At 71.5% G+C, this 20,225-nt stretch carries 14 protein-coding genes; 3 read left to right on the forward strand and 11 right to left on the reverse strand.

Going from position 1 to position 20,225, the window contains the following annotated elements; translation table 11 throughout:
• Window positions 1-75: 75 nt before the first annotated feature.
• The 7 genes from NON00_RS06210 to NON00_RS06240 all read right to left on the reverse strand — a co-directional run bounded on the left by NON00_RS06210 (window position 76) and on the right by NON00_RS06240 (window position 11,584).
• The gene (locus tag NON00_RS06210) at window positions 76-1,812 is read right to left on the reverse strand and encodes an ABC transporter ATP-binding protein/permease (RefSeq protein WP_256018600.1); all 1,737 of its coding nucleotides are present in this window, start codon (window positions 1,810-1,812) and stop codon (window positions 76-78) included.
• 219 nt (window positions 1,813-2,031) lie between these two features.
• Window positions 2,032-2,322, reverse strand: coding sequence for a DUF3253 domain-containing protein (locus NON00_RS06215; RefSeq protein ID WP_256018602.1), 291 nt, complete (start codon window positions 2,320-2,322; stop codon window positions 2,032-2,034).
• Window positions 2,323-2,429: 107 nt separating this feature from the next.
• Complete coding sequence (locus tag NON00_RS06220; protein WP_256018604.1) at window positions 2,430-3,809, reverse strand: MFS transporter; 1,380 nt, start codon at window positions 3,807-3,809, stop codon at window positions 2,430-2,432.
• A gap of 233 nt (window positions 3,810-4,042) precedes the next feature.
• Window positions 4,043-4,801, reverse strand: a complete 759-nt coding sequence (locus tag NON00_RS06225) for a DUF1194 domain-containing protein (RefSeq protein WP_256018607.1) — start codon at window positions 4,799-4,801, stop codon at window positions 4,043-4,045.
• 463 nt (window positions 4,802-5,264) lie between these two features.
• Window positions 5,265-6,905, reverse strand: a complete 1,641-nt coding sequence (locus NON00_RS06230; protein ID WP_256018610.1) for a carboxylesterase/lipase family protein — start codon at window positions 6,903-6,905, stop codon at window positions 5,265-5,267.
• Window positions 6,906-7,123: 218 nt separating this feature from the next.
• A complete protein-coding gene (locus NON00_RS06235) occupies window positions 7,124-8,332 on the reverse strand; it encodes an OmpA family protein (RefSeq protein WP_256018613.1) in 1,209 nt (402 codons plus the stop codon).
• A gap of 324 nt (window positions 8,333-8,656) precedes the next feature.
• Window positions 8,657-11,584, reverse strand: a complete 2,928-nt coding sequence (locus NON00_RS06240; protein WP_256018615.1) for an FAD-binding and (Fe-S)-binding domain-containing protein — start codon at window positions 11,582-11,584, stop codon at window positions 8,657-8,659.
• 159 nt (window positions 11,585-11,743) lie between these two features.
• Here NON00_RS06240 and NON00_RS06245 point away from each other — a divergent pair, with 159 nt between their 5' ends.
• Window positions 11,744-12,928 carry an alanine--glyoxylate aminotransferase family protein gene (locus tag NON00_RS06245; RefSeq protein WP_256018618.1) on the forward strand — a complete coding sequence of 395 codons (1,185 nt, stop codon included), beginning with the start codon at window positions 11,744-11,746 and terminating at the stop codon, window positions 12,926-12,928.
• Between the two features lie 136 nt (window positions 12,929-13,064).
• Here the strand turns inward: NON00_RS06245 and NON00_RS06250 are convergent, their stop codons facing one another.
• On the reverse strand, window positions 13,065-14,075 hold the full coding sequence (locus tag NON00_RS06250) for an LLM class flavin-dependent oxidoreductase (protein ID WP_256018621.1): 1,011 nt from the start codon (window positions 14,073-14,075) through the stop codon (window positions 13,065-13,067).
• A 170-nt stretch (window positions 14,076-14,245) separates the two neighbouring features.
• On the opposite strand from NON00_RS06250, the gene NON00_RS06255 reads away from it, so the two are divergent.
• Window positions 14,246-14,554 carry a DUF1244 domain-containing protein gene (locus NON00_RS06255; RefSeq protein ID WP_256018624.1) on the forward strand — a complete coding sequence of 103 codons (309 nt, stop codon included), beginning with the start codon at window positions 14,246-14,248 and terminating at the stop codon, window positions 14,552-14,554.
• A 124-nt stretch (window positions 14,555-14,678) separates the two neighbouring features.
• Window positions 14,679-14,981: a DUF2312 domain-containing protein gene (locus NON00_RS06260; protein ID WP_256018627.1), complete on the forward strand. Its 303-nt coding sequence runs from the start codon at window positions 14,679-14,681 to the stop codon at window positions 14,979-14,981.
• Between the two features lie 165 nt (window positions 14,982-15,146).
• Here the strand turns inward: NON00_RS06260 and NON00_RS06265 are convergent, their stop codons facing one another.
• The 3 genes from NON00_RS06265 to NON00_RS06275 form a co-directional block, all read right to left on the reverse strand.
• Entirely contained in the window at window positions 15,147-17,120 is a 1,974-nt protein-coding gene (locus NON00_RS06265) for a hydantoinase B/oxoprolinase family protein (protein WP_256018629.1), read from the reverse strand.
• Between the two features lie 13 nt (window positions 17,121-17,133).
• Window positions 17,134-19,173: a hydantoinase/oxoprolinase family protein gene (locus NON00_RS06270; RefSeq protein ID WP_256018631.1), complete on the reverse strand. Its 2,040-nt coding sequence runs from the start codon at window positions 19,171-19,173 to the stop codon at window positions 17,134-17,136.
• A 94-nt stretch (window positions 19,174-19,267) separates the two neighbouring features.
• The gene (locus tag NON00_RS06275) at window positions 19,268-20,191 is read right to left on the reverse strand and encodes a LysR family transcriptional regulator (protein WP_256018633.1); all 924 of its coding nucleotides are present in this window, start codon (window positions 20,189-20,191) and stop codon (window positions 19,268-19,270) included.
• Window positions 20,192-20,225 lie beyond the last annotated feature (34 nt).

Below are 20,225 nucleotides of genomic sequence, written 5' to 3' on the forward strand. Positions count from 1 at the left end.
CCCCCCCCCCCCCCCCCCCCCCCCCCCCCCCCCCCCCCCCCCCCCCCCCCCCCCCCCCCCCCCCCCCCCCCCCCCCTAAACTTCCTTCAACACTTTCCCTTCCAGCCGCAGCACCCGGTCATGGTGCCGGGCGACCGCCGGCCGGTGGGCAATCGAGAGAATCCCGCTTTCCGGCAATTCCCGCCGCAGCGTGGCGTAGAGGTTTTCCTCGGCTTCCGGATCGAGGCTCGCGGTCGCCTCGTCGAGGAAGAGCCAGCGCGGCTTCAGCAGCAGGGCGCGGGCGATGGCCAGGCGCTGCTGCTCGCCGCCGGAGAGGCGGCGGTCCCAGCTTTCCATCTCGTCGAGCCGCGGCAGCAGGGCGCCGAGCCCCGCCTGTTCCAGCGCCGTGGCCATCTGCGCTTCGGTGAATTCCGCCGGGGCGTGGGGGTAGCAGAGTGCCGCGCGCAGCGTGCCGAGCGGCAGGTAGGAGCGCTGCGGCAGGAACAGCACCTCGCCCGGCGGCACGGCCAGTTGCCCGCGCGCGAAGGGCCAGATGCCCGAGAGGGCGCGGAACAGGGTGGACTTGCCGCCGCCCGAGGCGCCGGTGATCAGCACGGCCTCGCCGGGGCGCAGGGCCAGGGCGGTGTCCTCGGCCAGGGTGCGGCCATCGGGCAGGGCGATGCGCAGCCCCTCCGCCTGCCAGGCGCCATCGCGCGCGGGGTGGCGGGAGAGGCCCTCGCCGGCGCTGGCCTGTGCCGCCTGGAGCGCCGCCTGGAAGCCGGTGAGGCGCTCCACCGTCGCGCGCCAGTCGGCCAGGGAGGCGTAGTTGCTGACGAACCAGGACATGGCCCCCTGCACCTCGCCGAAGGCGGAGGAGGTCTGCATCAGCCCGCCCAGGGGCATGCGCCCGCTGAAATAGGCCGGCGCCGCGACGATGATGGGGAAGATGACCGCCACCTGGTCATAGCCGGCGGTGAAGAAGGTGAGGCGCTTGGTGACGCGCATCAGGCCCCACCAGTTCTCGATCACCGCGCCGAAGCGGGTGAGCAGGCCGCGCTGTTCCTGTGCCTCGCCGCCCTGGAGGGCGACGCCCTCCATGTTCTCGCGGAAGCGGACGAGGGCGTAGCGGAAATCCGCCTCGACGCGCTGTTGCAGGAAGTTCAGGCGGATCAGCGGGCGGCCGATGCGGTGGGTCAGCCAGCTGCCCAGCGCCGCATAGACCAGCGCCACCCAGACCATGTAGCCGGGGATGGAAATGCCGAGCACCGTCATCGGCCCCGACAGCCCCCAGAGCACGAGGATGAAGGAGGCCAGGGTGACCACCGCGTTCATCAGCCCGAGGCCGAGGCTCAGCGTGTCATCGACGAAGAGGCGCATATCGTCGGCGATGCGCTGGTCCGGGTTGTCGGTGCCGCTGCCGCTGCCGCTTTCGGCCAGGGCGATGCGGTAATAGGCGCGCCCCTCCAGCCAGCCGCCCAGGTAACGCTCGGTGAGCCAGCGGCGCCAGCGGATCTGCAGGGCCTGCTTCAGGTAGCGGGCATAGACGGCGACCAGGATGTAGAGCGCGGCGACCAGGGTGAAGCCGGGCATGTAGCCCTCTTCCCCGGTATGGCCCCAGAGGATGAGGCCGGTGAAGGCCGGGAAGTCCTTTTCCTCCAGCGCGTTGTAGAAGGCGCGCTGCCAGTAGGTGAGCAGCACGCCCATGCCCACCAGGGAGAGGTTGAGGAGGATGACGATGGCGAGCAGCCCGCGCGCGCGCCAGCGTTCCTCGCTGTTCCAGTAGGGGCGGGCCAGGGCCCAGACATCCCTCAGGAAGGGGGTGAGACTGCGCATTCTGTCAGTCCGTTCTTGGGGCTGTGTTCGTGAAGCCGTGCCGGAGGCGGTGCGGAGTGCCGGCGGGAGGGGGCCGGCGCTCAGCCGGGCGGCGGCGTGGCCCCTGCCTTGCCATGGCCGGGCCGGCCCTGGGTGGGTTGGCCCTGGGTGGGCTGGCCCTGGACGCTGTGGCCCTGGGTGTGGCCCCGGACGCTGCCGCGGCCCGGGGCGAGGCCCGGCTCAGGCGGCAGGGGCGGGCGCGCGCAGGCGGATCACGCCGCGCACCTCCTCGGCCGGGACAGGCTTGCCCTTGCGCAGGATTTCCACCCGCCCCTCCGCCTGGAGCTTCAGCGCCGCCTGGCGCACGGCGGTCATCAGGCTGCGCCAGTGCTCTTCCGGCGCCAGGGCGCGGGCGACCTCGCTCGGGCAGATGGAGCCGGGATTGGCGGAGGCCGGGCCGCGCGCGGCGGTCTGGCGCAGGATTTCCTCGGCGAGGGCCTCGGGGGAGGGACGGGTCGGGCGGGTGGACATCAGGCGGAGTCTTTCGGGCGTCAGGCGTCAGGCGTCAGGCGTCAGGCGTCTGGGCGGGTGTATCGGAAGAGGCTGTATCGCAGGCGGGCGGATTGTGCCCGGATGTTTCAGGCGGAAGCGTGGCCATCCTTCGGGCGGCCGGTGGAGAGGCGGGAGAAGCTGACCATCGCCGCGCCCAGGGCGATGGCGCCGGCGACGCCGAGGGCCACCTGCGCCCCCTGCTCCCCGGCCAGCCGCAGCGTCAGCGCGCCCAGCGCCGCGCCGGTGGTCTGGCCGAGCAGCCGGGCGGTGGAGAGCATGCCGCTGGCGCCGCCGCTGCGCTCGCGCGGGGCGGAGGAGAGGATGGCGCGGTTGTTGGGGCTCTGGAACAGGCCGAAGCCCATGCCGCAGAGGGCGGTGCGCCAGCCGATATCGAGGGCCGAGGGCGCCTCCGGCAGCAGGGTGAAGGAGCCGAGGCCGAGCGCCATGACCACCAGCCCGATGCCGCCCAGCAGCCCGGCCGGCAGCCGGTCCGAGGCGCGGCCGGCCAGCGGCGAGACGACGATCAGCACCAGCGGCCAGGGCGTCATCAGCAGCCCCGTCTCCACCTGGCTGCGGCCGAGCTGGTGCTGGAGGTAGAAGGGCAGGGCGACGAAGGCCAGCATCTGCGCCGCGAAGGAGCAGATGGAGGTGGCGACGGAGAGGCTGAAGACGGGGATGCGCAGCAGGTCCACCGGCAGCAGCGGGGCGGCGCGGCCGCTCTGCCGCCGCACCAGGGCGATGCCGGCGAGGATACCGGGCAGCAGCAGCCCCGCCACCACCCAGGCCGGCGCGCCGTGCGAGAACTGCTCCAGCGCCGTCATGACGAGGCCGAAGGTGGCGGCGCTGAGCAGGGCGGAGGCGGCATCGAAGCGCCGCCCGGCGCGCGGCGTGGCGGGCAGGAAGCGCAGCGCCAGCCCGAGCGCCAGGATGCCGAGCGGGATGTTGACGGCGAAGATCCACGGCCAGTGGGCGGCGCCCAGGATGGCGGCGGCGACGCTCGGCCCCAGCACGGAGGAGATGGCGACCACCAGGGCATTGACGCCCACCCCCTGGCCCAGCAGGCGCTGCGGGTAGATGTAGCGCACCAGGGCGGTGTTGACGCTCATCAGCCCGGCGGCGCCGAAGCCCTGCACCACGCGCGCCACCACCAGCCCGGTGAGGGAGTCGGAGAGGGCGCAGACGAAGGAGGCGAGGGTGAAGATGATGAGCCCGCCCTGGTAGACGCGCTCCAGCCCCAGCTTTTCCCCGAGCGAGGCGAGGGGCAGGAGCGAGACGACGATGGCGATCTGGTAGGCATTGACCACCATGATCGCCTGGGAGGGCGAGACCTTCAGATCGGCCGCGATGGCCGGAAGGGCGACATTGGCGATGGAGGAATCCATCACCGCCATGGCGATGGAGACGGCGAGGGCCAGAACGGCCCAGCGGCGTTGTGGCCGCGGCAGGCCATCGGTGTCCTGATGCATCCGGGGCGTTTTCTTCTTCGTGCAGGTCGGAAAGCCCGACCATGCGCCCCCTTCCGGGGCCGCGCCAGGGGGGGCGGGGCGTGGCCGCCGTGCACGGATAACAAGGCTTTACCCTCAAGCGGCGTCCCACCCCTGGCATGAGGCGGGACGCAGTCTCGAAAAGTCTTTTTGCTTCTTTTTCTTCAGAAAAAGAAGATTCTTCCCCGAAATCTTTCCCGCCCTCTCCGCCGCTGTCAGGCGAAGGCGCGCTCCACCAGCGGCCCCGGCGGCGGGTTGCTGGCGATCTCGCGGATGATCTTGCGGCGGACGGCGCTTTCAAAGGCCTCGAACCCCTCGGCGACCATCAGGAAGGCGCCCGGCCCGCCGATCACCTGATCCCGGTAGTATTCATCGAGCGGCGGGTTGAGCGAGGCGAATTGCGCCGGGGGCGGGTTGCTGTCGAGCACGGCGAGGCCGTTCAGGACGATGCCCTTGGCCAGCGCCTCGGCGCGGGCATCGGAGAGGGGGCGGCCGGAATTGTTCACCCCGTCGCCCGAGATATCGACGACCTGCCGCGTCCCTTCATAGCCCTGGCCGAAGAGGGTGGCGGCGTAGTCGATGGCGCCGGAGATGGAGGTGTAGAGGAAGGTGCGGCGGGGGGCGGCGTCCAGGGCCTCGGCGAAGGCATGGGCGCTGCGGGTGTCGCCCACGCGGGTCCAGGGGATGAGCAGTTCCTGCACATTCCAGTCGGACCAGGTGAAGAAGGTGACGGCGATGGAGCCCACCGCGCCGCGGCTGATGCCATCGATCAGCCGCCTGTCACGGAAGGCGTTGGCATAGCCGCGGAATTGCAGTTCCTGCTCGTCCGGGTCGACGGAGCGGCTGACATCGACGGCCAGCACCAGCTCCACATCCACCGGCTCATTGGCGCGGGCGCGGTGGGGCAGCAGCAGGGCCGGGGCGGCGAGCAGGCCGGCAGAAGCTTGGCGGAGAAAGTGGCGGCGACGCATCATGCGACCTCCAGGGGCATTCAACGCTTGTTGGGTTTCCTCCGCAGACGTCAGGCAGGTTATTTTGCGCTGCAATAAAATTTCCACAGGAAAATTTGCCTGTGGTTGCGGGCGGCGAACTTTCTGTCCCCTATGTGGCAACCGGGTGACAGAACACTTCCTTAAAGAGGCATCGGAAAGGAGGACGCCATGCGCGTTGCTGCCATCACCCCGCCTCTGGAAGCCGCGAATCCGTGGAGACCTTGGGCTCTGCCATCCGGGGAGCCGGCCCGGCCGGAACCCCCGCCGCCGCTGCCGCCACTGCCGCCGGAGCCCGGCCTGCCGGAGCCGCCCCTGGAGGAACCGCCGGATGCGCCCGGTGCGCCGCCCATGGGGGATCCACCGGAGAGGCCGTGGGAAAGGAAATAAATCTTAGAGAAATGTTCTTTTTTGAAAAAAAGAACCAAAAAACTTTTTCCTGAAAGAATCAGAAAAATATCTTGTCCCACAGGGCGCAGCGATGCGCCGCCTGCAGGAAAGCCTCCGTCACGTCCCCTCCGGGGCGCAGGCGGATCAGGTGCGGGGCAGCCGTGGTGAAGCGCGGCCAGGGCAGGGGGCGGCCCGCGGCGAAGTCGCCCCAGGCCCCCTGCATCCGGGCCGAGAGCGCCCGCTGCGCGGGGGTGAAGCGCGCCGCATCGGCCAGGGTCCAGCTGGTGCCGAAGACATAGGCGATCTCGCCCGCGTGATAGGCGCCAGGATCGGGGAGCAGGGGAAGCGCCCGCAACACCGAGGGCGCCTCCGGGTCGTCGAAGAGATAGGCCCAGACGGGCACATGGGCCGAGAGGTGGCGGGCCAGCGCGGCGGTGGGGCAGGCGAAGGCGCCATCGGTGACGATGCGGGCGAAGCGCGTGGCCTCCGTCTCCCCCACGGCCGGAGGGTAGGCGGCCAGCGCGGCCGGCGCCGCATCGGCCAGCAGGGCGCGGGTGGCGCGGGCCAGGCTGTCCTCGGTGAACAGCGCGCCGGTCAGCTGGTAGAGGGCGCTGAACAGCCGCCCCTCATCCTGGTTGAAGCCGAGCAGCACGGGCACGCGGTGGAAATGGCCCTGGGCGAAGGCTTCGGCCGGGGGCTGGGGCAGGGTGGCATCGCCATGCACCGGGATCCAGCTCGCGGGGCCGAGCAGCCCGCGCGTGGCCGAGACCGCCCCCGCCACCGCCCGCGGCGGCAGGGCGCGCAGGCAGGCCGCCACCGCCGCCGCCGCGCCCTCCGGGCAGCCCAGCCGGCTGGCGATGGCCTGGGCCGAGGCCTCCGCCGCCGCCAGCGGCGCGGTGGAGACCGCCATGCCACAGGGGCCGCTTTGCAGGATGGCGCGGTGGAACAGCCCGGCGGCACCGGGCGAGACCAGTTGCAGGCAGGTGCTCCAGGCCCCGGCGGATTCACCGAACAGCGTGACATTGCCGGGATCGCCGCCGAAGGCCGCGATATTGTCGCGCACCCAGCGCAGCGCCGCCTGCTGGTCCAGCAGCCCGGCATTGGCCGTGCCGCCGCTGGCGCGCAGCGCGGGATGGGCCAGGAAGCCCAGCGCGCCCAGCCGGTAATTCGGCGCCACCACCACCACCCCGCGCGCCTGGGCCAGGCCGCCCGGGTCATACTGCCGGTTGCTGCCGAGCAGCAGGGCGCCGCCATAGAGCCACACCATCACCGGCCGCCGCTCCCCCGGCCGGGCTTCGGCGGGGGCGTAGACATTGAGGTTGAGGCAATCCTCCTCCCCGCGCAGCAGCCAGGAGGAGGGTTCGCCCCGCTGGAAGCCGGGGCTGAGATTCTCGATGCAGCCGGGGCCGAGGCGGGTGGCGTCGCGCGGCGTGTCCCAGGGGGCGGGTGGCTCGGGCGGCGCCCAGCGCCGGGCGCCGCCGGCCGGCGCGGCGAAGGGGATGCCGAGATAGGCCTGCCCCTCCGGCGCCGCCATGCCGCGCACCGGGCCGGCGGTGGTGGGGCGCAGGCTCGGCGTGGCGCGGGGCGAGTCCATGATGGCCCGCGCCGCCCCCGGCTCCCCCTGGCAGGCGGCGAGCGGCAGCAGCAAGGCCAGCAGGGCCGTCAGGGGCGGGCGGCGGCGCGGGGCGGCGGCGGGCAAGGCCGGGTTCTCCAAGGGGCCCCGCAGCATGGCGCGCGCCGCCACGCACGGCAAAGGGGGCGCCGCGCGGCGCCCCCTTCCGGTCGGGCGGGAAAGAACCTGCTCAGAGATCGTTTGAAAACCGATCGCCTGCTCTTGAGAGGGGCTTTGCCCCTCTCACACCTGCAAGGCAGTGCCTTGCAGCCACCAAAGGCCTGGGGCCTTTGGAAACCCATCCGTCAGCGCAGGACGATTTCCACGCGGCGGTTCTGCGGCTCGCGCACGCCATCGGCGGTGGCGACCAGCGGGCGGCTCTCGCCGAAGGCCTGCACGGTGATGGCCGAGCGCGCCACGCCCTGGCGCACCAGCTCCGCCGCCACCGCATCGGCGCGGCGCTGCGACAGGCGCTGATTGTACTGCGGCGAGCCGGAGCGGTCGGCATGGCCCGCCACCTCGATGCGCGTGGTCTGCACGCGCCCGGCATTCTGCGCCGCCTCGCTGATGATCTGGCGGGCGCGGTCCGTCAGGTCGGCGCGGTCGAAGTCGAAGAACACCAGGTAGGTGCGGGCCGGGGCGGGGGCGGCGGCGGGCGCCGGCGCGGCCACCGGGATGGGCGCCGGCGGCACCGGCGTGTTGAAGGCGTAGCGCAGGCCGAGCAGCGCCGAGTGGTTGTGCAGCTGGTCCGCCTCATACTTCCCGGTGGTGAGGGTGGCGCCGCTCGCCCCGGTCACCCGGCCCTTGTAGTGGCCTTCCAGCGCGCCGGTATAGCGATACTCGACGGTGAGGGAGAGGCCGGGCACCGAGGTGATGGGGAAGGCCATGCCGGCGATGCCCTGATAGGCGAACTGGCCGTTGGTGTCGTCGATGCGCACGGTGGTGCCGTTGCTGCTGGTGCCCCTGGCATCCAGATCCGTCCAGATCCAGCCCACGCCGCCGCCGACATAGGGCACCACGGGCACCGGCATGTTGGGGAACCAGCGCGGCAGCTGGAAGTCATAGAGGGCGTTGACCATCACGCCATACTGCTGCTGCTCGCCATCGATGCCGCGCATGCCGACGCCGGGGCCGCCGCCACGGCTCTGGAAGCCGCCCAGGCGATCGACGTTGTTGTAGCGGTAGTTGCCCTCCACCTCGGTGCGCAGGCCGTTGCCGAAGCCGTAGCCGACCGAGAGCACGCCCGAGAAGCCTTCCTCGAAGCCGAGATTGCCCTGCCGGTTGCGGTTGCTGCGGTCCAGGGCGGCGGCATTGCCGCCCAGGGCGGTCACCCCGCGCGCATCCGAGTGGTTCCAGCCCGCGCCCGCGCCGAGATAGATGCCCGAGACCGGCTGCGCCGCGGAAGTCGGCAGCCAGCCCATCGGCGAATACCAGGGGGTGGTGCTGTCCTGGGCCATGGCGAGGCCGGGGGTGAGCAGGAGCGGGGTGGCGAGCAGCAGGCGGCGAAGAGTCATGGTGTGTTTTCCCTGGTAACCCATTGGACGGGCACGGGGAGAACCAGGGTTTCACGCGCAAGTTTCGGTTTGTTGTGACAATGAAGTGCCGCTGTGGCGCAACGGCAACAGCCTGTCCCCCGCTTCCCGGGGGCGGTGAGGCGTATCCTGCATCGCGTTGTTTCTGAAAAGGAAAGGGCCGCCCGGCCTGCCGGGGTTCGGGGTTGAGGCTGGCATTCCGGGCGGCCCCCGGCGCCCCGCCGCGCGCAGGGGGTGCGGCGGCGTGACGTTTTTGTGAAGGCAGCGGGCCTGCAACCCGCCGCCCCTGGCGCTCAGCCATGGCGCTCAGGCATCGCGCAGGGCCTGGGCCAGCAATTGCACCGAATGCACCGCCCGCCGCCCGGCGAGGTCGCGGATCTGGTGGCGGCAGGAGGTGCCATCCGCCACGATGGCATCCTCCGCCGCCGCCGCCCGCACGGCGGGCAGCAGGGAAAGCTCGGCCATGGCCTTGCTCGTCTCCAGGTTCTTCGCCTCGTAGCCGAAGCTGCCGGCCATGCCGCAGCAGGAGGAGGCGATGGGCGCCACCTCCAGCCCCGGGATTTTTTTCAGCACCTGCACGGCGGCGGGGAAGGCGCCAAAGGCCTTCTGGTGGCAATGGCCGTGCAGATGCGCCCGGGCCGCGCCGACCGGCCCGAGCGGCAGGTCTGGCTTCTCCTTCGCCAGGAATTCGCTGAGCAGGAAGGCTCGCCCCGCCAGCCGCCGGCTCTCCTCCCCCGGCAGAACAGACAGAAATTCGTCGCGCAGCGTGGTGAGGCAGGAGGGTTCCAGCCCGATCACCGGCGCATCGCTGCCGGCCAGGGCCTCCAGGGTGCGGCGCGCCTCCTCCCGCGCGCGCTCCACCATGCCCGCCGCCAGATAGCTCCGCCCGCAGCAGAGCGGCCGCCCGGTGGCCGCCCGCGCCGGCCGCACCCGATACCCCGCCCGCCCCAGCACGGTGACGGCATCACGCAGGATCTCCGGCTCCATGTGGCGGTTGAAGGTATCGGCGAAGAGCAGCACCTCGCGGCCCTCGCTTCCCGCCCCGCTGGCCATCTCGGCCTCCTCATCGCGGAAGGGGGCGGAGCTGAATTCCGGCAGGCTGCGCCCGGCGGCCAGCCCCAGCCAGCGCTCCGACAGCCGCGCCAGGGCGGGGATGCGGTCGCGCAGCGCCACCAGCCAGGGCGCGCGGCTCGCCCAGGGCGCCCAGCGCGGCAGCTCCGCCACCAGCCGGTCCTTCAGCGCGATGCCGTGCCGGCGGGCGCGTGCGTGCTGCGCCTCGATCTTCATCTTGGCCATGTCCACGCCGGTCGGGCATTCGCGCTTGCAGCCCTTGCAGGAGACACAGAGGGAAAGCGCCTCCGCCACCGCATCGCCCGCCAGGGCATCGGGGCCGAGCTGCCCCGTCAGCGCCAGCCGCAGCGTATTGGCGCGGCCGCGCGTCAGGTGCTGCTCATCCCGCGTGACGCGGTAGGAGGGGCACATGACATTGGCGTCGAATTTGCGGCAGGTGCCGTTGTTGTTGCACATCTCCACCGCGCCCAGGAAGCCGCCCTGCGGCCCCGGCCAGGCGGACCAGTCCAGCACCGGCTTCACCGCCGGATCGGCGCGGTAATCGGGCGGGTAGCGGAAGAGGCTGCGGTCATCCATGCGCGGCGGGCGGACGACGCGGCCGGGATTCATCAGCCCCGCCGGGTCGAAGGCATCCTTCACCGCCTCGAAGGCGCGGACGATGCGCGGGCCGAACATCGCCTCGTGGAATTCGGAGCGGACGATGCCATCGCCATGCTCGCCCGAATGGCTGCCCTTGTAGGCCCGCACCAGGGCGAAGCATTCCTCGGCGATCGCCCGCATCCGGGCGACATCCGCGCCATCCTTCATGTTCAGCACCGGGCGGACATGCAGGCAGCCGACGCTGGCATGGGCATACCAGGTGCCCTTGGTGCCATGCCGCTCGAAGACCTCGTTCAGCCGCTCCGTGTAGTCGGCGAGGTCGGCGAGGTCCACGGCCGTGTCCTCGATGAAGGAGACGGGCTTCCCGTCCCCCTTCATCGACATCATGATGTTCAGCCCGGCCTCGCGCACCTCGGCGATGGCGGCCTGGAAGCCGGCCTCGGTGGCGCGCACCACGGCGCCCGGATAGCCGAGATCGCCCATCATCGCCTCCAGCCGCGCGAGGTCGCGCAGCAGGGCGGCATCCTCCTCGCCATGGAACTCGACGATGAGGAGGGAGTCCGGCTCGCCGATCAGCATCTGGTCGATGGTGGCGCGGTAGAGCGGGATGGAGCGGCCGAGGTCGATCATCGTCCGGTCCACCAGCTCCACCGCCTCCGGGTTGAGCGTGACGAGGTGCTGGCTGGCGGCCATGGCGGCGCGGAAGGTGGGGAACTGGCAGATGCCCAGCACCTTGCGCGGCTTCACCGGCCAGAGCTTCAATTGCAGCGCGGCGGAAAAGGCCAGCGTGCCCTCGCTGCCCACCAGCAGCCGGGCGAGGTTGCCACGGCCGGCGGCGCGCGCCTCGGGCGTCAGCGCCTCGATATTGTAGCCGCCGACGCGGCGCAGCTGGCGCGGGAAGCGCGCGGCGATCTCCGTCGCCTCCCGCGATCCCAGCGCCGCCAGCCCGTCCAGCAGCGCGGCGATGCCGGCCGGCGCATCCTCGCCGGGCGGCGGCAGCGCGCCGAAGACGTGGCGCTGGCCATCGGGCAGCAGGGCGTCGATGGCCAGGACATTATCCGCCATCAGCCCGTAGCGGATGGACTTGCTGCCGCAGGAATTGTTCCCCGCCATGCCGCCGATGGTGCAGCGCGCCCAGGTCGAGGGGTCCACGGGGAAGAATTTTTTTCGGCTCTTCAGGCTGTCATTCAGGGCGCCCAGGGTGATGCCGGGCTCCACCCAGGCGGTGCCCGCCGCCTCGTCCACCGCCAGCACGCGGCGCAGATATTTGGTGCAGTCCAGCACCAGGGCGCGGTTCACCGTCTGGCCGCACTGGCTGGTGCCGCCGCCGCGCGGCAGCAGGGGCACCCCGGCCTCGCGGCAGATCGCCAGCGCCGCCTCCACATCCGCCAGGCTCCTCGGCACCAGCACGCCTACCGGCTCCACCTGGTAGATGCTGGCATCCGTGGCGTAGCGGCCGCGATCGGCGGGGGTGAATTTCACCTCGCCCGCGGTCTCGCGCTTCAGCCGCGCGGCCAGGGCGCTGTCCCCGGGGCGGTGGCGGGCGTGATGAATGGCGTTCATGGACCTGTCCTGGCAGTTTGCCTTCCCTGGCCCGGAGCCTAGCGCCGCCGCCGCCGCCTGTCCGATCTATAATGCTCATCAATCCGACAAGCCGAACTCATTGGCGGCCCTCATGGCAGACGCCGTAAGACCACCGTGAACCAGGGGAGGGACAAGACCATGGCCTATTTTCAGTCGAAGCCGGTGGCGGGCCGCCACTTCCTGCAGATTCCGGGGCCGACCAACGTGCCGGACAAGGTGCTGCGCGCCCTCGACAACCCGACCATGGACCATCGCGGGCCGGATTTCGGCCTGCTCGGCCAGCGCGTGCTGGAGAAGGTCAAGGCGGTGTTCAAGACCACCCAGCCGGTGGTCATCTACCCCGCCTCCGGCACCGGCGCCTGGGAGGCCGCGCTGGTCAACACCCTCTCCCCCGGCGATGCCGTGCTGATGTGCGAGACGGGGCAATTCGCCTTCCTCTGGCGCGAGATGGCCGAGCGCCTGGGGCTGAAGCCGGAATTCATCGCCACCGACTGGCGCCGCGCCGCCGATGTGCCGGCCATCGAGGCCCGGCTGCGCGCCGATGCCGGCCATGCCATCAAGGCCGTCTGCGTCGTCCATAACGAGACCAGCACCGGCTGCACCAGCCGCATCGACGAGGTGCGCGCGGCGATGGACGCGGCGGGCCACCCGGCGCTGCTGCTGGTGGATACCATCTCCTCCCTCGGCAGCATCGATTACCGGCACGATGAATGGGGGGTGGATGTCACCATTGCCGGCAGCCAGAAGGGGCTGATGCTGCCGCCGGGCCTTTCCTTCAATGCCGTCGGCCCCAGGGCGCTGAAGGCGGCGGAGACGGCGCGGCTGCCGCGCAGCTTCTGGGACTGGCGGCCGATGATCGCCGCCAATGCCACGGGCTACTTCCCCTATACGCCGGCCACCAACATGCTCTACGCGCTGGACACGGCGCTGGACCTGCTGCTGGCCGAGGGGCTGGAGAATGTCTTCGCCCGCCACGACCGCCACGCCGAGGCCACCCGCCGCGCCGTGCGCGCCTGGGGGCTGGAGGTGCAATGCGCCGAGCCGCGGCATTTCTCCTCCGCCCTGACGGCGGTGCGCCTGCCGGAGGGCCATTCCGCCAATGCCCTGCGCGCCACCATCCTGGAGCGCTTCAACATGAGCCTGGGCAATGGCCTGGGCCGGCTGAACGACCGCGTCTTCCGCATCGGCCATCTGGGCGACTTTAGCGATCTGGCGCTGATGGGCACCCTCTCCGGCGTGGAGATGGGCCTGCGCCTGGCCGGCGTGCCGCATCAGGCGGGCGGGGTGCAGGCGGCGATGGATTTTCTGTCAGGGAATGCGTGAGGGAAAACCGGGGGAAGAATGAATTCTTCCCCCAGACCCCCATCATCTTTTTCTGTCAGTACAGCGTCCCGCTGGGCCGGGAGACGGCGGCAGCCTGAAAGAAAAGGGAATTCATTCCCCCGCATCTTCCTGGGTTTTATGCTGGAGCAAATTCCTCCACCATCTCCCGGCAGATGTCCGCCCCGATGGTGAAGGAGCGCAGCCGCGCCGCGTGGTCGAAAATGGAGCCGGTGAGCATCAGCTCATCCACCCCGGTGCGCGCCACGAAATCGCGGATCTGCCGCCGCACCGTCTCCGGCCCGCCCACGGCGGAGCAGGCGAGGGAATGCCCCACCCCCGCCGCCTCGGCCTCCCGCCGCAGCGCCGCCCCATCTTCGGCCGGCGGCGGCAGCTTGCCCGGCGTGCCGCGCCGCAGGTTCAGGAACTGCTGCTGGAGGGAGGTGAAAAGCCGCTCCCCTTCCGCATCCGTCGCGGCGGCGAAGAGGTTCATGGCCGCCATGGCATAGGGCTTTTCCAGCGTGGCGGAGGGGCGGAAGCCCTCGCGGTAGATCTCCAGCGCCTGCATCATCATCTGCGGCGCGAAATGCGAGGCGAAGGCGAAGGGCAGCCCGAGCGCCGCCGCCAACTGCGCCGAATAGAGGCTGGAGCCGAGCAGCCAGAGCGGGATGTCCATCCCCGCCCCGGGCACGGCGCGCACCGGCTGCCCCTCCTGCGCCGGGGCGAACCAGTGCTGAAGCTCCACCACATCCTGCGGGAAGCTGTCGGCATCGCCGGCGAGGTTGCGACGCAGGGCGCGGGCGGTGCGCATGTCGGTGCCCGGCGCGCGGCCCAGGGCGAGGTCGATGCGGCCGGGGAAGAGCGCGTTCAGCGTGCCGAACTGCTCCGCCACCATCAGCGGCGCGTGGTTGGGCAGCATGATGCCCCCCGCGCCCACGCGGATGCGGTGGGTGCCGGCGGCGACATGGCCGATCACCACGGCGGTGGCGGCGCTGGCGATGCCGGGCATGTTGTGGTGCTCGGCCAGCCAGAAGCGGTGATAGCCCAGCGCCTCGGCATGGCGGGCGAGGTCGCGGGCATGGTGGAAGGCGTCGGCGGCCTCCTCCCCCTGCTTGATCGGGGCGAGGTCGAGGACGGAATAGCGGATCATGATGAACTCCCACGCGGGTGGGGAAGGGCGGGGCCGGCGGGGGTGCCGCCGGCGGGTCATGGCGGCATATGGGGGTGCCTCGCCCCGATGGCAGGGGGAGAGGCGGGGGGTGCTTGGCAGGACCCCACCCCCCACCCCAATGTGAAGGGGAGCAAGGAGGGCCACACCCCATGACCACCGAGATCGACCCCGCCACCCGCACCGAGCTGGAGGCCGCCGCCTTCCGCCGCCTCGTCGAGCACCTGCGGGAGCGGTCGGATGTGCAGAATATCGACCTGATGAACCTGGCCGGCTTCTGCCGCAACTGCCTCAGCCGCTGGTACCGCGAGGCGGCCGAGGCGCGCGGCATCGCCCTGCCGGACCCTGAGGCGCGCGAGATCATCTATGGCATGCCCTACAAGGCGTGGCAGGCGCAGCACCAGAAGGAGGCCACCGCCGAGCAGAAGGCGAAATTCGCCGCCAGCCAGCCGCATTCCTGAGGCCGGGGCGAGAGGCTGGGGCGCGGCGCAGGCAGGATTTGCCCGCCCCCGGCGGCGCGGCTATACCCGCGCGCTTCCGGTGCCGCGCCGCGGTGCCGGCCCTGTCCGCTGTCTGGAGACCATGATGAGCGATTTCGACGCGCACGAGGCCAAGGCCAGCCGCGAGCGCCAGGAAGCCGATCCCGATGCCGATGTCGGCGGCATCGCCGCGGACCGGCTGCGCTCCATCATCGAGCGCGTGGAGCGGCTGGAGGAAGAGCGCAAGGCCCTGGCCGACGATATCAAGGACATCTTCGCCGAGGCCAAGTCCGCCGGCTTCGAGGTGAAGGTGATCAAGCAGATCATCCGCCTGCGCAAGCAGGAGCCGGCCGAGGTGGAGGAGCAGGAGACCCTGCTCGACCTCTACCGCCGCGCCCTCGGCATGTGAGCCTTGAGGGGGCTTTGCTCCCTCAAACACCCCCCTTTCTTTCCCTTGGGCAGGGGACAGGGTTCCCTGCACCCGCCTTCAGGGGGCGTCCCCTGATGGGTTTCCAAAGGCCTCAGGCCTTTGGTCGGGAGAGTTTGAGAGGGGCGAAGCCCCTCTCAAGAAGGCTCAGGCCGCGAGGCCCGGCGTTTCCGCCACCAGCGCGGCATAGGCCTCGGCCACGCCCAGCCCCGGCGCTTCCTGCCGCATGGCGAAGAGCCGGTGCTTGACGAAGAAGCGCCAGTGCACCGGCAGCGCCGCCAGGATGGCCGTCAGCGCGTCATAGGCGGCGCTGTCCCACACCTGCTCGAAGGCGTCCCGCTCGGGGCCGAGGGCGAAATGGGCCGGGTGCGCGGCGGCCGGGCGGGCGGCGCGCTCGGCGGCGGTGGCGGCCTCGTCCACCTGCCAGGACCCCGCCGCGCCCTCCCGCAGCACCACGCCGTAATCCGCCCGCGCGCTGGCCGGCGAGACATAGCCCCGCGTCACGTCGCGCGCGACCAGCGCCGGGTCGCGCTCCAGCGGGCTGCCGCGCCCGCCGCCGCCGGGGGAGTGGATATGCAGCACATCGCCCGGGTTCATGGTGACGAGGTCGGCATTGCCCAGCACCACCGCCCGCGCCGTGCCGGGGTTGAGGATGAAGTCCGAGGGCTGGCCCGGCTGCCCGCCCAGCGTGCCCCAGGGGCGGAAGCGGCAGCGGTCGCGGTTGCGCGCGGTGACGCGGGAATTGGGCGCGAAGACCTTGAACTCCATCACCGTGGCGAGGCCGCCGCGCATCCGCCCCGCGCCGCCGGAATCCGGCAGCAGCCCGTAGCGCAGCATCTGGATGGGCACTTCCGTCTCGGTGATCTCGATCGGCGTGTTCTTCAGATAGGCGCCATCGGCGCCCGAGCCATTGGTGCCGTCGCGGTGCGGCATGCCGCCGCCGCCGCCGACCACGGGGTTGATGGCGGCCAGCACGCTGCGCCGCGTGCGGTTGTCCGTCGTCATGATGTTCATGATCGAGCTGGTGCCGGCGGGGGCGGCCGGCATGCGCTCCGGCATGGCGAGGCTGAAGGCGCCGAAGATCAGGCTGCGCAGCCGCGCGCAGGTCAGGCTGCGCATGCCCACCGCGGCGGGGAAGACGGGGTTCACCACCGTGCCCTCGGGCGCGATGCAGGTGAAGGGCCGCGTCAGCCCGATATTGAGCATGATGCGCGGATTGAGCGTGTAGAGCACGTAGTAGACGCCCACCAGCAGCAGCGTGTGGTGGGGGTTGCCCCCCGTCGGGACGTTGAGCGAGGAGGTCAGCTGCGGGTCGGAGCCGGTGAAGTCCAGCACCGCGCGGTCGCCCGCGATGGTCAGGGCCAGGGCCAGGCGGCAGGGCTGGCCGCCGGCCGAATCCTCGTCCGCATAGTCGGAGAAGACATAGCGGCCATCGGGGATGGAGCGCAGGATCTCGCGCGCCTGCTGCTCGGCATGGTCCTGCACGCCCTGGATGCCGGCCAGGAAGCCCTCGGCGCCGAATTTGGCGATCATCGCGCGCACCTTGCGCTCGCCCGTGTTGAGCGCGCCGATGAAGGCCTTGAGGTCGCCCAGATTCTGCTCCGGCTTGCGCACATTCATCAGCATGACGCGCAGCAGGTCCTCATCCAGCACGCCTTCGCGCATCAGCTTCATCGGCGGGAAGCGGATGCCCTCCTGGTGGATTTCCGTCAGCGTGCGGGAGAGCGAGGCGGGCACGGCGCCGCCCATGTCGGTGTTGTGGATATGGCCGCAGGCGAAGCAGATCAGCCGGCCCTCGTGGAAGATCGGCTTCCACATGTGCACATCCGGCGCATGGGTGGCGAGGTAGCCGCTATAGGGATCGTTGGTGAAGCCGATATCGCCCGGCGCGTAGTCCCCGATCAGCCCGATGGCCTGGCCGTAGGAGATGCCGGGATACCAGGTGGCGCCGAAATCCATCGGCACGGCGAAGACGCCGCCATCCGGCCCGACGAGCTGGACGGTGAAGTCCTCCGTCTCCTTCACGAAGGTCGAATGCGCCGTGCGGTAGAGGGTGTAGGCCATGTTCTCCGCCGCCGCGCGGGCATGGTTGGCGAAGACCTGCAGCGTGACCTTGTCCATGATGCGGGCCTCCTCAGGCGGCGGTCAGGTGGAGATGGCCATGGGCATCGACCTCCGCGTCGAAGCCGGGCGGGATGCAGAGGGTGGTGTCCTCCTGCGCGACGATGGCGGGGCCGGCGAAGCGGTGGCCATGCCGGAGATCGTCGCGCCAGTAGAGCGGCATGGCGCGCGCCGCACCGTCGAGGAAGGCGGTGACCTCCCCCTGCGGCGCCGGCGTGCCCGCCACCCGCGCCTGCGCCGGGAAGACGGGCGGCGGGGTGCGGCCGAGGATGACGAGGCGCAGATTGACGAGCTGCACCGGCGCCGCCGGGTCGGCGAAGTCGTAGATCCCGGCGTGGCGGCGGTCGAAGGCGGCGTGCAGCGCGGCGGTGTCGCCCGCCATCACGCGCTCCGCCTCCAGCGGGACCTCGATCTCGAAGGACTGGCCGCGGTAGCGCATCTCGGCCGAGACGATCTCCGCCGCCTCGCCGGTGAAGCCCTGCTCGTCGCGCAGCCAGCGGGTGGCGCGGGCGCGCAGCTCCGCCAGCGCCGCGGCCAGCGCCGGCATGGCCTCCGGCACCAGGTCGATGAAGAGGGTGCGGACGAAGTCGTTCTTCACATCGGCGATCAGCCCGCCGAGGGCGCTGACCACGCCCGGCCGGCGCGGGATCATCACCCGCGCCATGCCGAGCTCGCGCGCCAGCAGGCAGCCCATCATCGGCCCCGCCCCGCCGAAGGGCAGCAGGGTGAAGTCCCGCGCATCGACGCCGTGCCGCGCCACCAGCTTGTTCACCTCGGCGAACATGGAGGAGATGGAGACCTGGATGATGGCCTCGGCCGTCTCCTGCAGCCCGCGGCCGAGGCGCCGGGCCAGGGCGCCCACCACCGCCTCCGCCTTCGCCCGGTCCATGGTGACGGAGCGGTAGGCGAGCGGCGCGTGGCCGAGGAAGCCGAGCACGGCCATGGCATCGGTGATGGTCGCGCGCGTGCCGCCCCGGCCATAGCAGGCGGGGCCGGGGGTGGAGCCGGCGCTCTCCGGCCCCACCCGCAGCATGCCGAAGCCGTCCACGCTGGCGATCGAGCCGCCGCCATCGCCGATCGAGGTGACGGAGACGCTCGGCACATGCAGTGGGAAATCGCCGATCATCTCGCCCGTGCCGAATTGCGGCTGGCCGTCGATGATCAGCGCCACATCGGCGCTGGTGCCGCCGATGTCGAGGGTCAGCACCTGGCCAAGCCCGGCCTGCCGCGCCAGGAAGGCCGCGCCCATCACGCCCGAGGCCGTGCCGGAGAGCAGCATGCCGACACAGGAGGTCCGCCCCTCCGCCAGCCCCATGACGCCGCCATTCGACTTGGTGATCATCGGCGCGGCGGTGATGCCTTGGGCGGCCAGCACCTGGCCCAGATTGTCGAGGTAGCGGTCCACGCGCGGGTGGACATAGCCGTTCAGGATCGCCGTCGTCGTGCGCTCATACTCGCGGATCACCGGCCAGATGCCGGAGGCGCGGAAGACGAAGAGCCCCGGCTCGGCGGCGCGGATCACGGCTTCCGCCGCCTCCTCCTGCGCCGCGTTGCGGTAGCTGTGCAGGAAGGAGATGATGATGCCCTCCGCCCCGCGCGCGCGGGCCTGCCGGGCGGCGGCGCGCACCGCCGCCGCGTCCAGCGGCTCCGCCTCGCGCCCATCGGCCAGCACGCGGCCGGCCACGCCGAAGATGCGGTCGCGCGGGATGAGCTGCTCGGGCCGGGCGCAGAACAGGCTGTACATCTCCGGCATGCGCAGCCGGGCCATTTCGATCACATCCTCGAAGCCGGCATTGGTCAGCAGCGCCAGCGCCGCGCCCTTGCGCTGGATGACGGTGTTGATGCCCACCGTGGTGCCGTGGACGAAGGCCGTCACCGCCGCGGGCGCCATGCCGTGGCGCGCCTGGAGCAGGGCCACGCCCTCCATCACCTCGCGCCCCGGCTCGTCGGGCGTGGTCAGCACCTTGAGCGTGTGCATCTGCTGCGTCGCGTCGTCGAGCACGCAGAAATCGATGAAGGTGCCGCCGATATCGACGCCGATCCGCCAACTCATCTCGCCTGGCCTGCCTGTTCCGTGACGCGGCGCAGTGTTCCGGCCGGCGGGCGGGCTGTCCAAGACGGATCAGGGGGGCAGGAATAAGCCCGGCTTATGCCGCGGGCTGGACCAGCCCGCGCCCCTCCGGCGCCGCGGCATAGAGGGCGAGGGCGCGGCGGATCTCGCCGCGGAACTGCTCCTGGGTGTGGGAGAGCGGGCGGCGCGCGCTGGTCAGGATGGAGACGGGCAGCGCCACGCGCGGGTGGAAGGGCCGCGCCACCACGCCGGGAAACCCCGCCCAGGGGATCAGCCCATCCACCAGGGCGAGGCCGATCCCCTGCTGCACGAAGGAGAGGGCGAGCAGCGAGACATCGATCTCCACCGCCGGGCGCAGCCGCGCCCCCTCCCGCGCGAAGGCGGCCTCCAGCCGGGCGCCGGGCAGGCTGTCGGCGCGGTAGGAGATCAGCGTCTCGCCGGCGAGGTCGGCGATGCCGAGGCTCGCCTCCGCCGCCAGCGGGTGGCGCGCCGGCAGCAGGCAGACCACCTCCGTCCGCCCGATCAGCTCCGCCTGGATCATCGCCTGCGGCGCGTCGTGCAGGGCGATGCCGAGATCGACCTCGCCGCGCTCCAGCTTCTCCGCCAGCACCTCCATCGGCACCACGAAGGAGACCAGCCGCATCCCCGGGCAGAGGGCGCGGAACTGCCGCAGCGCCAGCGGCAGGAAGGAGAGGGCGGGCGGCGAGGAGGAGCCGAGCCGCACCGTCCCCGCCTGGCCCTGGCGCAGATCGGCGGCGTAGCGGCGGAAGCTCTCCAGGTCGTGGTGCAGCCGCTCCGCCTCGGGGTAGAGCTGCGTGGCCTCCGGCGTCGGCACCAGCCGCCCGCCCAGGCGCTGGAACAGCTTGAAGCCCAGCTGGTCCTCCGCATGCAGCAGCAGCTGGCTGAGCGCGGGCTGCGAGACATGCAGCGCCTGCGCCGCGCCGGTCAGCGTGCCGCAGCGCATGATGGTGCGGAACACCTCGATCTGCCGCGCATTCATGGGGTGGCTCCATAGGTCCGGGTTATGGAAACCG

This window comes from Roseomonas sp. GC11 (assembly GCF_024437745.1).
Classification (GTDB): Bacteria; Pseudomonadota; Alphaproteobacteria; order Acetobacterales; family Acetobacteraceae; genus Pseudoroseomonas.